At 32.4% G+C, this 14596-nt stretch carries 14 protein-coding genes; 5 read left to right on the plus strand and 9 right to left on the minus strand.

Annotated elements, in window-relative coordinates:
- Positions 1 to 7 precede the first annotated feature (7 nt).
- The 7 genes from BHU68_RS14435 to BHU68_RS14465 are packed head-to-tail and all read right to left on the minus strand — an operon-like array spanning position 8 to position 6375.
- On the minus strand, positions 8 to 544 hold the full coding sequence (locus BHU68_RS14435) for a F0F1 ATP synthase subunit delta (protein WP_069471461.1): 537 nt from the start codon (positions 542 to 544) through the stop codon (positions 8 to 10).
- A gap of 8 nt (positions 545 to 552) precedes the next feature.
- Positions 553 to 1023 (minus strand): F0F1 ATP synthase subunit B, encoded by a 471-nt coding sequence (locus BHU68_RS14440; protein ID WP_069471462.1) that lies wholly within the window; start codon positions 1021 to 1023, stop codon positions 553 to 555.
- Between the two features lie 12 nt (positions 1024 to 1035).
- On the minus strand, positions 1036 to 1329 hold the full coding sequence (gene atpE / locus BHU68_RS14445; protein ID WP_069471463.1) for a F0F1 ATP synthase subunit C: 294 nt from the start codon (positions 1327 to 1329) through the stop codon (positions 1036 to 1038).
- Between the two features lie 25 nt (positions 1330 to 1354).
- Positions 1355 to 2149: a F0F1 ATP synthase subunit A gene (gene atpB, locus BHU68_RS14450; RefSeq protein ID WP_069471464.1), complete on the minus strand. Its 795-nt coding sequence runs from the start codon at positions 2147 to 2149 to the stop codon at positions 1355 to 1357.
- A gap of 4 nt (positions 2150 to 2153) precedes the next feature.
- The gene (locus BHU68_RS14455; protein WP_069471465.1) at positions 2154 to 2492 is read right to left on the minus strand and encodes an ATP synthase subunit I; all 339 of its coding nucleotides are present in this window, start codon (positions 2490 to 2492) and stop codon (positions 2154 to 2156) included.
- 3 nt (positions 2493 to 2495) lie between these two features.
- Entirely contained in the window at positions 2496 to 4394 is a 1899-nt protein-coding gene (locus BHU68_RS14460; protein ID WP_141698824.1) for a hypothetical protein, read from the minus strand.
- Between the two features lies 1 nt (position 4395).
- Complete coding sequence (locus BHU68_RS14465) at positions 4396 to 6375, minus strand: CHAT domain-containing protein (RefSeq protein WP_069471467.1); 1980 nt, start codon at positions 6373 to 6375, stop codon at positions 4396 to 4398.
- Between the two features lie 92 nt (positions 6376 to 6467).
- On the opposite strand from BHU68_RS14465, the gene acs reads away from it, so the two are divergent.
- On the plus strand, positions 6468 to 8330 hold the full coding sequence (acs, locus tag BHU68_RS14470) for an acetate--CoA ligase (protein WP_069471468.1): 1863 nt from the start codon (positions 6468 to 6470) through the stop codon (positions 8328 to 8330).
- A 67-nt stretch (positions 8331 to 8397) separates the two neighbouring features.
- Entirely contained in the window at positions 8398 to 10311 is a 1914-nt protein-coding gene (locus tag BHU68_RS14475; RefSeq protein ID WP_069471469.1) for a RelA/SpoT family protein, read from the plus strand.
- Positions 10312 to 10356: 45 nt separating this feature from the next.
- Here BHU68_RS14475 and BHU68_RS14480 read toward each other — a convergent pair whose 3' ends face one another.
- The gene (locus BHU68_RS14480) at positions 10357 to 10815 is read right to left on the minus strand and encodes a hypothetical protein (RefSeq protein ID WP_069471470.1); all 459 of its coding nucleotides are present in this window, start codon (positions 10813 to 10815) and stop codon (positions 10357 to 10359) included.
- A gap of 12 nt (positions 10816 to 10827) precedes the next feature.
- Entirely contained in the window at positions 10828 to 11346 is a 519-nt protein-coding gene (locus BHU68_RS14485) for a hypothetical protein (protein ID WP_069471471.1), read from the minus strand.
- A 56-nt stretch (positions 11347 to 11402) separates the two neighbouring features.
- Here BHU68_RS14485 and BHU68_RS14490 point away from each other — a divergent pair, with 56 nt between their 5' ends.
- The 3 genes from BHU68_RS14490 to BHU68_RS14500 all read left to right on the plus strand — a co-directional run bounded on the left by BHU68_RS14490 (position 11403) and on the right by BHU68_RS14500 (position 14467).
- Positions 11403 to 12095, plus strand: a complete 693-nt coding sequence (locus tag BHU68_RS14490; RefSeq protein WP_069471472.1) for an OmpA/MotB family protein — start codon at positions 11403 to 11405, stop codon at positions 12093 to 12095.
- Entirely contained in the window at positions 12086 to 12898 is an 813-nt protein-coding gene (locus tag BHU68_RS14495) for an Lcl C-terminal domain-containing protein (protein WP_069471473.1), read from the plus strand. Before BHU68_RS14490 ends, BHU68_RS14495 begins: the two co-directional genes overlap by 10 nt.
- Positions 12899 to 13126: 228 nt before the next feature.
- The gene (locus tag BHU68_RS14500; protein ID WP_069473104.1) at positions 13127 to 14467 is read left to right on the plus strand and encodes a hypothetical protein; all 1341 of its coding nucleotides are present in this window, start codon (positions 13127 to 13129) and stop codon (positions 14465 to 14467) included.
- Positions 14468 to 14596 lie beyond the last annotated feature (129 nt).

Genomic DNA, 14596 nt, shown 5'->3' on the forward strand with positions numbered 1-14596 from the left:
TCTCGCTTTAACGGCTTAATTCGGTGGTTAATTGTTGAAAACGTCCTTTAATCGACATATCGATAATTTGATCACCTGTACGAATTAACCAACCTCCTAAAAGGCTTTCATCAATTGTCTGGTCAATTTCAACGGTTTTACCGAAACGTTGTTGTAAAACGTCTTTTATATTTTCTATTTGTGCGTCATGAAGCGGATATGGTGACGCTATTTCCACTGTGATATATCCTTGATGTTCAGCTTTTAAATGTTGATATTGAGTAAATAATGACGGTATAATAGCTAACCGCTTATTTTCAATAATCATTTTAAGCAAATTTTTGCCAGCTTCACTTAATTGACCTTCACAAATATCTAACCAGATATTGGTCAAGGTCATTTTATCTACATGTGGATTACTAATTACTTCAACCATCATTGGATCTTTAACAACAGCAGCTAATAAATTTAAATTAGCTGACCATTGATCAATATTATCCGCTTCCACTGCTAATTCAAAAACAGCTTCAGCATATGGACGCGCTAAACTTGTAAGTTCTGCCATAAGTGAACCTATAGAGCTTTAACCATTTTATTGAGGAATTCATCATGAGCTGCTGAATCAATTTCACGCTCTAAAATTTTTTCCGCACCTGCTAATGCTAAATGTACAACTTGTGTACGCAAATTTTCCTTTGCACGATGACTTTCTTGTTCAATTTCAGTACGAGCAATTTCTAATTGATGCTCACCTTCAACACGTGCTTTTTGTTTTGAGTCTTCAATAATTTGACTAGCTTGTTTATGAGCATTAGCTACAATTTCCATTGCATCTTGTTTAGCTTCACGTAAGCGTTCAGACGCTCCTTTTGCTGCTAATTCTAAATCATGTTGACCCCGTTCAGCCGCTGCTAAACCATCAGCAATCCGGTTAGAACGTTCTTCCATCATCTGAATGATGGGGTACCATAAAAATTTACTTATGAACCAGACTAACACAATAAATGTGAGAATCTGTCCAAACAGAGTGATCGTGATACTCACATTAAACCCCGTTTAACCGCCGATAGCAGATTTTACTGCACCAATAAATGGATTGGCAAAAACAAACCACATAGCCATACCTAATACAATCATAGGAAATGCTTCAACTAAACCGCCACTAAATAACATTTGTACCATTAATTGTGGTCTCATTTCAGGTTGTCTAGCAATACCTTCTAAGTATTTTGCACAAATTAAAGCCCAGCCAACTGCTGAACCAAAACCAGCAGCGGCTAACATAATACCAACAGTAATAGCGGTAGAACTATAAAGTTCTGTAATCATCTGAGGGGTTACTTCTGTCATTCAATAGTCTCCTTGTAATTTTGAATTAATGTTCATCAAGTGATTGATGAGCCATGCTTAAATATACTACGGTTAATAGCATGAAAATAAAAGCTTGTAAAGTAATGATGAGAATATGGAAAATTGCCCATATACCACCGGGTAAAAATTGAATCCACCAAGGTAATAAGGCTATTAATACAAAAATCAATTCGCCAGCAAACATATTACCAAATAAACGCAAGCCCATACTAACAGGTTTTGCTAATTCTTCAATGGTAGTCATCAATATATTAAAAGGTATTAATATGATCTTAACTACTAAATTACTAGATGGGAATGGATGAAATAAAAACATTTTTATATATCCAAGTCCACCTTTAATTTTTATGTTATAAAAAACTATTAGTACAAACACGCTACCAGCAAGTGCTAAGGGAGTATCTAAATTAGCTGTAGGAACAACTTTTAAATAATGAATTCCCATCCAACTAGCTATTAAAGGTAATAAATCTACTGGAATTAAATCCATTGCATTCATTAAAAACACCCATGCGAATATGGTAAAAGCTAAAGGCGCAATTAGTGGGTTATAACCTACAAAAGCATCTTTTACTTGCTTATCAATAAACTCTATGACCGTTTCTAATAAATTTTGTAACCCAGTTGGTTTGTCAGGATCTAAATTACTACCAACTTTTTTGGCAGTCCATGCTAATACTCCTGCTAACATAAGACCGACTAAAAAGCTATCTATATGAAATGTTAAAAAACCTTCACCAACAGATAGATTAGTTAAATGATGTTGAATATATTCAACGGGACCCGGACCTTGTTCCACGTTTCTACTCCTTAGATATTATGAGATAAGTTAAATAGACAATAGTAAACGTGGTTATCATAGGTACGGGAGGTAGTTTAAGCAAGCCCCCCATACCTAATATAAAGAATCCTAATGTATAAATAAACCGTTGAATCGCGGCAACATAAAATACGGTAACTTCTTTACCCGGTGCTATTTTAGCAATTTCGTCGGCAGCTCGCATTCTACGATTTGTAAACCACACATTAAATATTACAATACAACCACCATATAAAGCAGCTTGTGTCGCTAATGATCCTTGATAAAAATAAAAAGCTAAACCACTAGCTAGAGTTACAATAGATAATTTCAATTTTAACATAAATTAGATTTTTTTACTAGTTTTAATATTGAATTCAATTTCTTGGCGTACTGATTGGTTTTTACCCCAACAGATTTCAATCCATGCTTTAATTGGACGTTCTGAATTGAAATCATTAATTTCACTAATGACATTAGTATCAAAATATACATAAATTGAACGATTGTGTGTAATTTTTTGTTTTATATCACGTACTAATCTTAAACTTTGTGAACGTGTTTCTTGAGCAAAGCCTAAAGCAATAACTCCTTTATTAACAATTATTCCATAATCAGATAATTTTTTATATAAAAGTGATATTGTGGCTTTATGATGGGGTTGTCTGACCATGATTAAAGAAAGAGGCCATATAAATTTACCTGTATTTTCTAAAGTTATTTTACCTAAACAAGTAGGTGCTATTGGTTTTTGGTCAAGTTCTACATCGTCTTTTTGATTCCATTTTAATATAGGTTGAAATGGATATTGGGTATAATATATTAATACATATATAATTGTAATTATAAAGATTATTATTATTAATATATATATAGATTGTATCCAAAAGACTCTAGTCGCTTCTATACGTTTTTTTGCAACAGTTTGAGTTAATCCATTTACATCACTTTTTATCCATTGATTTACTAATTGTTGATTATTCAATGTCATGGCAGGAAAAATATTATTTGCAGCAATTGTGAATACAGGAGCATCGCTAATTTTAATTTTCTGCCATGCAGTTTTTATGATGTTTGATTTAGTAATATCGCGTGTTTCATGAAATGAAATTTGAAACAACATCGAATTTAGTTTGATTGAAGATTCAACAGGAATAGTTAGAAGTTCAGGGCGAATTTCTTTAAATACAGGTAGCTGAATACCTGTGCTTTGTTTTATGCAAGACTTACATTTATCAAAGTAGATTATTGTTTTTAATGAAGATTGTTCAGGTGGAAATAATTTTCCTTTATCATCAATGAATTTAATTTCCATTTTGTAATGATCTAATGCTTTGGATTTTTTTACTGTAATTATTGATTCTGTTACAGGAATCATACGTAATTTTTCAGAAGAAATTGCTAAAGGTTCTAATTGAACTTGTTTAGGCATATCAATATAAGAATTAAGTTCTGCTTGAAATGGAGAATCAAATTCTGTGATTCTAAATGTTAAGGGAAACGCCTTTCCAAGTATATGTTCATTTTCCTTACGCCCTCCTCGTAAAAAACGATTACGTACACTATTACGCAATGTAAAAATATCATTTTTAGATTTTCTTAAATTAAAAGTTTTTCTGATTGGTTTTATTAATTTTAGTACTTTTTGTTTGTCTTTCATTCTTTTATATAGAAAAGAAGATAATTCTTTTCTAGGGCTTTTTTCCGTTTTATAACGTTCATTACTTAATAATAATACGAAGGTTCTGGAGGCAGAAAAAGCTAAATCAGCTTGATTTTGCACAGAGGAAATAATTAGAGATTCTGCGGTAAAAACTGGGGCAGTAAAACTTTTAAAACGGCATGGTTTTTTTAAGGTTTTTTTCAAAAATTGGCGAAATCTGGATTTGGTAAAATTTCTATTAGCAACTTTTTGCCAATAAAACAGATCTTCAGGTAAGACTGAGAATGAATGTTGAGCTTGACATTGTTTAGATGATTTTTTATTTATTCCAAAGAAAACTAAGGATATATAATCAATTTTAGGTTTATATGTAGGTAGTCTGCTACCTACGCCTTGTTTTTTGTGAACACCATCAAATAAAATTGCTGGCAGACTTTGAATCATTCTATTGGTATGAGTTTTAAGTGTCTTAGAATCATCAATGAGTATAATAAAGTGTGTACTTTCTGATGCTTCTGTTTCAGTATTAGCGAGTGATATAGTAGTTATAGTTAATAATATTATGGCAATAAAAATACGCATTTTAATTCCAATTTCCAATTAATAAAAAACCAGCCCAGTAATATGGATGTTTGTATTGAGTCATTAAAGTTGTTTGTGCTTTAGCAAAGGATAATGCTTTAGAAATATAAGTATTATTACAAATTTGTTTATAAAAAGCTGTCATTAATTTACTAGTTGATGTTTCACTAACTTGCCATAAACTTGCGATAGCACTTCTGGCACCGGCTTTGATCGCAATTCCTGCTAAACCTAAAGCGGCTTGTGTATCACCGACTGCTGTTTCACAGGCACTAAGAATTAGTAATTCTATTGGTTGATCATTGTTTAATTTAATTAATTGCTCCAATTCATTTAAGTTCAGTTTTTGATCATATGTTAATAAAAAACTTCGATTTGAATTGGGTTCAAATTTTCCATGTGTTGCAAAATAGACAATTTTATAATCTTTTTTGTTAAGTTGGTTGTTAATATTTTTTGTGGTAAATATTTGATTGGTTAGAGAAGTGTATGGAATATTAGGGCAAAGTTGTTGTTTTTCTATGGCTTTAATTGTATTTAAAGCATTGGGTAATGGTGCAAAGCCTTGTACTGATTTAGATAATCCTGCCATTAGCATGTTGATATTTTTTAGTTTTAGTTTTTTAGGAGTATCTGTTAGAGTTAATCCCGGTGTTATTGCAAGGGCGTATTTAGATATTAAGAAATTATTGCCATCATGTAAGGCGGCAAATGGAATGGTACGTAATAACATGTCTGGAATTATAATTAAAGTTGTAATGTGGTGTTTTTTTAGTTCTGCTACTGTTTTTTTAATCAGTATGTCATATAGTGTTTGAGCATTAATTAGTAATCGACGATAGTTACTATTAGGGTTTCTTAATTGTTCTTGAAAGTTATTAACTAATTGACGCAGATGCTTTTGGTTTGCTTGGGGAGTTGTGATTGTAAATTGTTGTATTTTGTTATCTGAAAAATTTAGTAATAATTCTACGCGATCTCTAAATATCATTGGATATAATACTGCTGTATTGTTATCTATGCTGATGGGTTTTAGTGTGGTAACACAGTCATCTTTAAAATAATTTTCTAATTCTACGGTTTTTAATAGTTCTAATATTTGTCTGGCTTTTTCTAGTGCCGCTTGACGCTTATTAGGATTTGTACGCGCATATTGTAACCATAAATCAGCTAAGTCAAAATAAACAGCATCGGTATTTTCATACCGTGGTTGTGGTGGATTTCGATAGCCTCCTAATATTGCTTGACGTATATTTTGTAAGTGTTTTACTGCTTGTTGGTATGCTTTAATCGCGCCCATTAAGTCATGTTGTTTATTACGTAATCTCCCTAGTTGCGATTGCCATAGATACAACATCTCTGGTGCTGAGTCGCTTAAAAATATTGCTTGTCTGGTTAGATATTCTGCTTCTTGGTATCTGTGATTTTTTTCATATAATTTTCCTAAGTATCCTTTCATATAAGCGTTATCTGGTGCTATTTTTTTTACTGTTTGTAATATCTTGTAGGCTTGTTCGCTTGAGGTTTCTATAGCTATATAAGCTAGTTTTAGTAGTCCAAATATTTTTTCCTTACTATTTGGCAAGGCTTGCATATGTGATAATACTTGATTGAATGTAACTTCTGTAGTTGTTTGTATTTGTAAAATATTAGCTAGGATTGTAGCATAAAGTACAGGTGAATTAGTGGCTAATGTTAAACTTTGTTGATATATTTTAATAGCGTCTGTATAATACCCTTCAATAGCAAGGATATTGGCTTGATTATTTAATGCAGTTGCGCAGGCAAGTGGTTGTGAAACCTTACAGGCTAAGTCAATACTTTGCTTTGAGTAATATTTGGCTTTATCTAGTTGACGATGTAATAAATGCCAATCACTAAGACTTGTTAATTCTAATGATTTTTTGATTTCTGTTGAATTATCAGCATTTACTGTTAAACTTATAAAGCAGATGTGCAGTATAAAAAGTTTTTGATACATGTAAAAAAATACTATATAATGTTATTATTAGAATAATTATTGCATATCCTGATTGCTTTGTGTGAGCTTTTAATTAAAAGGAGAAAAGTAAAGTGTCAAATATTTCTTATGAAAAATATCAGGAAATGTATGATCAGTCAATATCTGATCCAGAAACATTTTGGGCAGAACAAGCTAAAACATTTTTGACTTGGTTTAAAGAATGGGATCAAGTTCAAGATTGTAATTTCGATGAAGGAAAAATTCGTTGGTTTGAAGGAGCGAAATTAAATGTTTCTTATAATTGCTTAGATCGTCATCTGGAAACGCGCGGTGATCAAGTAGCTATTATATGGGAAGGTGATGATCCTGCTGTAGATCAAAAAATTACTTATCGTGATTTATATGAAAAAGTTTGCAGATTAGCTAATGTCCTGAAACAACAAGGAGTTAAGAAAGGCGATCGAGTTTGTATTTATTTGCCGATGATTCCTGAAGCCGCTGTAGCAATGTTGGCTTGTAGTCGTATTGGTGCGGTTCATTCTGTGGTATTTGGTGGTTTTTCTCCAGAGGCTTTGAAGGATCGTATTTTAGATTCTGGTTGTGAAGTTGTTATAACTGCTGATGAAGGTAAACGCGGTGGGCGTGCTGTTCCTTTAAAAGCTAATGTTGATAAAGCTTTAAATGATTGCCCAGATGTAAGTTCTGTTATTGTAGTTCAAAATACTGGATCTCATGATGCTTGGAAAGATGGTCGTGATATTTGGTATCATCAAGAAATAGAAGCAGTTTCTGCTGATTGTCCTCCTGAAGAAATGGATGCTGAAGATCCATTATTTATTCTTTATACTTCCGGTTCTACTGGTAAACCTAAAGGTGTTTTACATACAACCGGCGGTTATCTCCTCTACGCTGCTATTACTCATAAATATATTTTTGATTATCAGGATAATGATGTCTATTGGTGTACTGCTGATGTAGGTTGGATTACTGGTCATTCCTATATTATTTATGGTCCACTTGCTAATGCTGCTACCACTTTAATGTTTGAAGGTGTTCCTACTTATCCTGACGCTAGTCGTTTTTGGCAGGTTGTAGATAAGCATCAAGTGAGTATTTTCTATACAGCTCCTACTGCAATTCGTGCTTTGATGAGTAAGGGTAATGATCCTGTTACAGCTACTAGTCGTAAGAGTTTGCGTGTATTAGGTAGTGTCGGAGAACCTATTAATCCTGAAGCTTGGGAGTGGTATTATAATGTAGTTGGTAATGGGCGTTGTCCAATTGTTGATACTTGGTGGCAAACTGAAACTGGTGGTATTTTAATATCTCCTTTACCGGGAGCTATGAAATTAAAACCGGGTTCTGCTACTCTACCATTTTTTGGAATTCAACCGGAGATTGTAGATGGTAATTTAATTATTACTGATTCTTGGCCGGGTCAAATGCGTACTATTTTTGGTGATCATCAACGTTTTATAGATACTTATTTTTCAACTTATCCGGGTAATTATTTTACTGGCGATGGGGCGCGTCGTGATGAAGATGGTTATTATTGGATTACTGGGCGTGTAGATGATGTGATTAATGTTTCTGGGCATCGTATGGGAACTGCTGAAGTAGAAAGTGCTTTAGTGTTACATGAAGCGGTGGCAGAAGCAGCAGTTGTAGGTTATCCTCATGATATTAAAGGTCAAGGTATTTATGCTTATGTGACTTTAATGGCTGATCAGGAACCAAGTGATGAATTACGTAAATCTTTAGTTAAACAGGTACGTAAAGAAATTGGACCAATAGCGGCTCCAGATGTAATTCAATGGGCACCCGGTTTACCTAAAACTCGTTCAGGTAAAATTATGCGTCGTATTTTGCGTAAAATTGCTGCTAATGAAATTGAGAATTTAGGTGATACCTCTACTTTAGCTGATCCTAGTGTAGTTGACGATTTAATTGCTAATCGCGCTGCTAATAATTAATATAATATTTACAAAACCTGACAGGTTTTAAAAACCTGTCAGGTTTATACATGTTGGTAAACTTTCTATGGTTGATACAACAAATCCCATCTTAAAAGACTGCAAAAATGATAATTCAAAACTTAAAATATGGGTGAAAAGTCTTACTGATGATCTCCTCAAACAACGACTAATTTTAACTGCTTGTAATTTTGCTAAAAAATTTCATAAATCTGATATTGATCACCTAATTAAAGTTACAGATATTTTAGCTCAATTAGGTATGAATACTGATGTGTTAATTGCTGGCATTTTACATGACATTGTAGAAACACAACCAACATTACTTGATGAAATTGAGCAACGTTTTGGTAGTAAGGTTAGTCAGTTAGTTGATGGCGTTGATAAAATGAAATTTATTGAGGAGCTAAACGATAATAAACATAAGGTTATTCATAATAAAGTTGATACTGAACGTTTGCGCAATATGCTGTTAGCTATGGCTGAAGATGTGCGAGTCATTTTAATTAAATTAGCTGATCGTTTAGATAATATGCGTGCTTTACGTGATCACAATGTAGAAAAACAGCGGCGTATAGCACGTGAAACTTTAGACTTATTTGCACCACTTGCCAATCGACTAGGTATGTGGCAAATAAAATGGGAATTAGAAGATTGGTCTTTACGTTATTTAGAGCCTGAAAATTATAAAGAAATTGCACAATTTTTGGATGAAAGGCGAGTTGATAGAGAAAAATATATTCAACAAGTTCTGGATAAATTATTATTAGCATTGGATAATGCAGGTATTAAGGCAGAACTATCTGGTCGTCCGAAACATATTTATAGTATATGGCGTAAAATGAAGAAAAAAGGACTTGATTTTCAAGAAGTTTTTGATGTTCGCGCTGTACGTGTGATTGTGAATACAATACCAGAATGTTATGCCACATTAAGAATAGTTCATCAACAATGGCAACCATTGCCAACTGAATTTGATGATTATATAAGTAATCCGAAACCCAATAATTATCAATCATTACATACAGCAGTCATTGGTCCTGATAAAAAAATTTTTGAAGTACAAATTCGTACAGATGAAATGCACAATCATGCAGAATTTGGAGTAGCTTCACATTGGCGTTATAAAGAGGGTGATAGTGAATATAATGATAATTTTGAACAAAGGTTAGCAGGATTACGACACATTTTACAATGGAATGATGAAGATGGTGATGTTAATGATTTTCTTGAACAGTTTAAATCAGATATGTTTGATGAAAATGTTTATGTTTTATCACCGCAAGGTCAAGTTATTGATTTGCCGCAAGGTTCAAAGCCATTAGATTTTGCTTATGCCTTACATAGTAAATTAGGTCATCGTTGTAATGGTGTGAAAGTTAATAATAAAAAGGTACCACTTAATTATAGTTTAAAAAGTGGAGATGTAGTTAATATTTTGACTATAAAAGAAGAAAGTCCTAAACGTTATTGGTTGACACAACCCGACCATTTGAAAACTAAAGAAGCGCGTGATAGTATAAGGAATTGGTTTAAAAAACAAGATAATAAGCAACATATTTTAGATGGGCGACAATTATTGGATTGTTTATTGCAATGCTTAAATATTCAAAATTATAAAATTGATAATTTAGCAGAACAATTGAATATTGATTCTGTTAATGAGTTATTAGCTGCTATCGGTAGAGGAGAAATTGCAATGAAACGGATTGCTGATACATTTAAACAAGAAATTAATTTAACACCTTATGTAGATATTGAAGTTATTGCTGATGATAAAATCGGTTTGTTAGGTGAGATTAGTGAGATGTTTTCCCAAGAAAACATTAATATTTTGGCTACTAATACTAAAACTAATAAAACTGAGAATCGCGCATATCTAAAATATGAATTAGAAGTGAATAATATTACAGAACTAACTGGTATTTTATTGAAAATTGATAATTTAGATTGTGTTGTAAAGGTATGGCGTAATAAATAGCTTTAGACCTGACAGGTTTTAAAAACCTGTCAGGTCTGTTAATTATTATTTACATTTTTTAGCATCTCTTTTCATTGTTATGTTGAGAGTAAAGCCATTTGAAGGATTATTAGGATGCCATGCTCTTATATGCCCTGCCCCTTCGTCTCTGGTATATATTTCCCATTGCATATCAAAATTAAAACCAAATAATTTACCATTAGTTACTATTTGATCACCTTCCTGAGTGCTAGTTCCTGATCCTAAGTTTGCAGGTAAAGCTTCCCATTTATATGCTTCTTGTTCATCATCTGCTCCAAGATCTTTAAAGCAAAGGTATGGTTGCACAAAGGGTATTTGATCATGGGTAGCTGATCTATCCCAATATAAAGTTAATTTCCAGCGATCACTTGGTGTTACCAAGTCTGGGCTATATGGTGGTGAGGCATAGCTTTGTGATGAAAGTGCTAAGCCGCTTAACATTACTAGTGATGTTGTGATTGATACTATTTTTTGCTTTAACATGGTAATTGTTTCCTATTGTACTGAAGTTGTGAGAGCTTCTGGAGTTTTTTCGCTTGTTTCAATACCCATTGGATCAGATTTTTCTAATGGCAAAGCAGATGATTCTTCAAATTTCTTATTACAATTACCAATTCTTTGTAACTTTGCATTGGCAAATACAATAGTGACTCCAAACTTACCGTTTTCGCGCCATTCAGTCCAATGTCCATAACCCATAGCTTTGGTATTTGGACGATCTTCTGTTACAATTTCCCAGTTTATGCCATCATGTCCAACATCTTTAGCATAATCACCGTACATTTTTATTTGATCGCCTTCTTGGCTTGCCCAGCCATTCCAATCTGGAAATGTATCAGAATACCAAGTATAACGTTGATGGCTGCCTACATTGCTGACAAATTTAAAGCACAAACCTTGTGTTGCCATTTGTCTATGCACTAGAGAAGCATCATTATAGGCAGTGATTGTCCAACGGTTGCCATTATCAACTAGGTTGGGTTTATGAGGTGGTTTGGCATAAGCAGAAGACATTAGTATTATACTAATGCCGCCAACTACTATTTTTTTAATTTATTTATGGTGACAATATGAGTAAACAATATTTAAGTATTGCTGATTTAATGTCAGGTTTGATGATGATATTTTTATTTATTGCTATTGCTTTTATGATTAATGTGCAGCGTCAAAATGACGCTATGACTAAAATAGCTTTAATCTCGGAGCAGGCTCGTAAAAATTTGCATCATGATTTATCCATCGAATTTAAACCAGACTTAAAGAATTGGAATGCTGAAATTTTAAAAGATAATACTATACGTTTTAAATCGCCTAATGTTTTATTTCAAACTGGTAAAAGTGAATTAGGTGTTAAATTTAAAGCTATATTAAATATATTTTTTCCGCGTTATATAAAAATTATACAAACTTATAGTAATGAAATTAAAGCGATTCAAATAGAAGGGCATACTTCAAGTGACTGGTTGAATAGTACCAATATTAATATTCGTTATATAAAAAATGTCGAATTATCACAACAACGCGCTTTATCTACATTAAAATATTGTTATTCCTTATTTGCCAATCAAACTCAGCAACGAAATTGGTTACAACAAGTATTAAAAGCTAATGGTTTATCCTTTTCTAAACGCATATTTAATGCCGATGGATCAGAAAATGCTGATAAATCGCGCCGGGTTGAATTTAAAATTGTGACAAAAGCTGAAGAAAAATTACATCAAATTTTAAAACAATCTCAAAAGGAGTTTGCAGAATGGCAATAGATAATCAAATAATTATTTCTATTTTTGGTGGTTTCATGTTATGGCTAGCAATTAGGGATCATTGGACATTTTTGACTGGAGAACATATTGATTATCAATCAATAATTGTTAGTATAGGTATTTTTGGAACTTTTATAGGTATTGTTGTAGGTTTAGTGAATTTTAATACTAGTAATATTGTGGCTAGTGTACCTTTTTTATTGGAAGGTTTAAAATTCGCTTTTATCACTTCTATTATTGGTATGGGTTTATCTATATTGTTATCAGTATTGCAGGCGCAACCAGAAGTGAAAGATAATCAGTTAGAACAAGTTAATCAAACTTTAGCGGCAATATTAGAAGATCTAAAACATTTAAGAGCTGATATTTATCAACGCCGCTATCGGTTTACTAAGTTAGACGCTGATGGGCAAATATTAGCTGAAGATGCAAGGCAATGGGTGGCGATTATAGATCATGAAACTGGTTTTATGTGGGAAATGAAAACCAATGATAGTGGCTTACAAGATGGCAAAAATACTTATACTGATACAACTGAACATGTTGAAACTATTAATCAAATACAATTAGCTGCTTATAACGATTGGTGTTTACCCACGATAACCGAATTAGAAACTTTAATTAACGATCAAGGCATAATAAATAAACGTTATTTTCCTAATATTCATTCTGGTTGGTATTGTTCAGCTACGCCTAATGATGAAGGAGAAGAAGGTGGGTGGCTGGTTTTAAGTTTTGAAACTGGTAATCGGGGTTATAATAATGGTTATGGGCATATATTATTGATGCGCAAATTAAGTTAAATATAGTTTCATTCTAATATGAGTACAGCGAATTACGTGGATAAACGAATTAAAATCTTTTCGCCTTATTAGTTTATCCACGTAATTCGCTGTACTTAATATTATGTAAATATGTTAAAAGATTTATACTATAATCTCTTGAATTCCAATGAATGGCCCATACTATCACAAACAGGCCATTTCAAATATTGTTTCTTATGTTTTTCCATATTAACATCATAAAATTTTATGACCAAAAATAAACTAATAAATATTATACTGGTATTTGCTGCATTAAGCGGCAATGCTGTGGCTGATGAGGTTTCTTCAAAAGCCATTTATGATTCCAAAACCAAAACACTAGCTTTGGAAGGTGTTTTGGTTCCTTTTATAGATGAATTCACTGGTAAAGAAACTGATAATAAAGGAATCTTTGACGTTCAATTACAGGAAAAAACCAAGCTAATATTTGAGTTAATCCCTTGGAGTATCAATTTCAAGAACACATTTAATGGAGATGATGCTAGCGGCTATATTTTGTATGATCATAAAACCAGATCAGTCAAGATTCCTTGCTTTGAAGTTACTACTATTGCTAAGTTTGGTGATGGAATTCAAGGAGAATCCATATATTATAAAGATGTCAGCATGAAGCAGCGGCATGTAGCTTATCCAATCTTTCATGTTGATAATATGACAAAAACTGATAGTTGTGAAAGTTCAGTAGAACCAATTCAAAAACCAACCTTAACAACAATCCCAACAACAACTAAAGATGACACTGTAGAAATTGAAGTTAATGGCAAAGTTGGAACAACTGTTTTTGTAAATGGAAAAAATAGTGGTAAAACTATTGATTCAACTGGGAAAGTTAAGGTTACACTTGATACAAGTGGAAAATCTGGGGATAAGAGTTTTTCTATTAGTTTGAAAGATGATAGGGGTAATGAGAGTGAGACATTAATTGTTGTAATTCAAAAAACCAATATCATTTATAGCGAAAATTTTACAAGCAATCCAAATTATACTTCCTTATCAACAACAGGAAAAGCAACTTGGAATGAAACTGATGGATACTATAGAGTTGAAACTAGAGATAACTTAAATGATAAATATTGGGCATATTCTCCAAAATTTACAACATTTGATAGCAATAAAGCATTATCAATAGAATTAGATATTCTATTTGAAAATCAAGATTGGGGAACATATCCCGGTGTTAGATTTTATGCAAATGAACCAACAGAGTTAGGTGCTGAAAATAATAAAGCAATATTTAGCATAGATAATGCTTATAGAAATAATTATGTAAAACAAATCGGAATTTATGATAATAGCGGCAAACAATATTATTCACCACGAATTGATAACAATGTTTGGTACACTATTAAACTTAAAATAGATGATAATAGTAAAGCAGATATTGAAATTGTAAACTTATCAACAAAAAATTCAATATATTCAAAAACAAATGTTGATTTTGTTTTAGCTAATTTTAGTTATTTAGGAATTGGATATTATGGTAAGCCTGATTATGGAGATGATAAATCTCCTATTAGAATTGATAATATTTTAATAGAATATCAATAATTTTGTAGCTATACACCATACTGTAGGTTGGGCTGACGGAAGGAAGCCCAACATTTCACAATTATTCCACGAATCGTTGGGCTTCCTTTCGTCAGCCCAACCTACAATATCTGTCTCTTATACACATCT

Origin of the sequence: Candidatus Marithrix sp. Canyon 246 (assembly GCF_001723685.1) — a bacterium.
Taxonomy (GTDB): Bacteria; Pseudomonadota; Gammaproteobacteria; order Beggiatoales; family Beggiatoaceae; genus Marithrix.

Bases quoted from the DNA above. Each gene is read 5' to 3' on its own strand.
- BHU68_RS14435 (WP_069471461.1), bottom strand. From the start codon at position 544: ATGGCAGAACTTACAAGTTTAGCGCGTCCATATGCTGAAGCTGTTTTT.
- atpE (WP_069471463.1), bottom strand. From the start codon at position 1,329: ATGACAGAAGTAACCCCTCAGATGATTACAGAACTTTATAGTTCTACC.
- BHU68_RS14455 (WP_069471465.1), bottom strand. From the start codon at position 2,492: ATGTTAAAATTGAAATTATCTATTGTAACTCTAGCTAGTGGTTTAGCT.
- BHU68_RS14460 (WP_141698824.1), bottom strand. From the start codon at position 4,394: ATGCGTATTTTTATTGCCATAATATTATTAACTATAACTACTATATCA.
- BHU68_RS14465 (WP_069471467.1), bottom strand. From the start codon at position 6,375: ATGTATCAAAAACTTTTTATACTGCACATCTGCTTTATAAGTTTAACA.
- BHU68_RS14475 (WP_069471469.1), top strand. From the start codon at position 8,398: ATGGTTGATACAACAAATCCCATCTTAAAAGACTGCAAAAATGATAAT.
- BHU68_RS14480 (WP_069471470.1), bottom strand. From the start codon at position 10,815: ATGTTAAAGCAAAAAATAGTATCAATCACAACATCACTAGTAATGTTA.
- BHU68_RS14485 (WP_069471471.1), bottom strand. From the start codon at position 11,346: ATGTCTTCTGCTTATGCCAAACCACCTCATAAACCCAACCTAGTTGAT.
- BHU68_RS14490 (WP_069471472.1), top strand. From the start codon at position 11,403: ATGAGTAAACAATATTTAAGTATTGCTGATTTAATGTCAGGTTTGATG.
- BHU68_RS14495 (WP_069471473.1), top strand. From the start codon at position 12,086: ATGGCAATAGATAATCAAATAATTATTTCTATTTTTGGTGGTTTCATG.
- BHU68_RS14500 (WP_069473104.1), top strand. From the start codon at position 13,127: ATGACCAAAAATAAACTAATAAATATTATACTGGTATTTGCTGCATTA.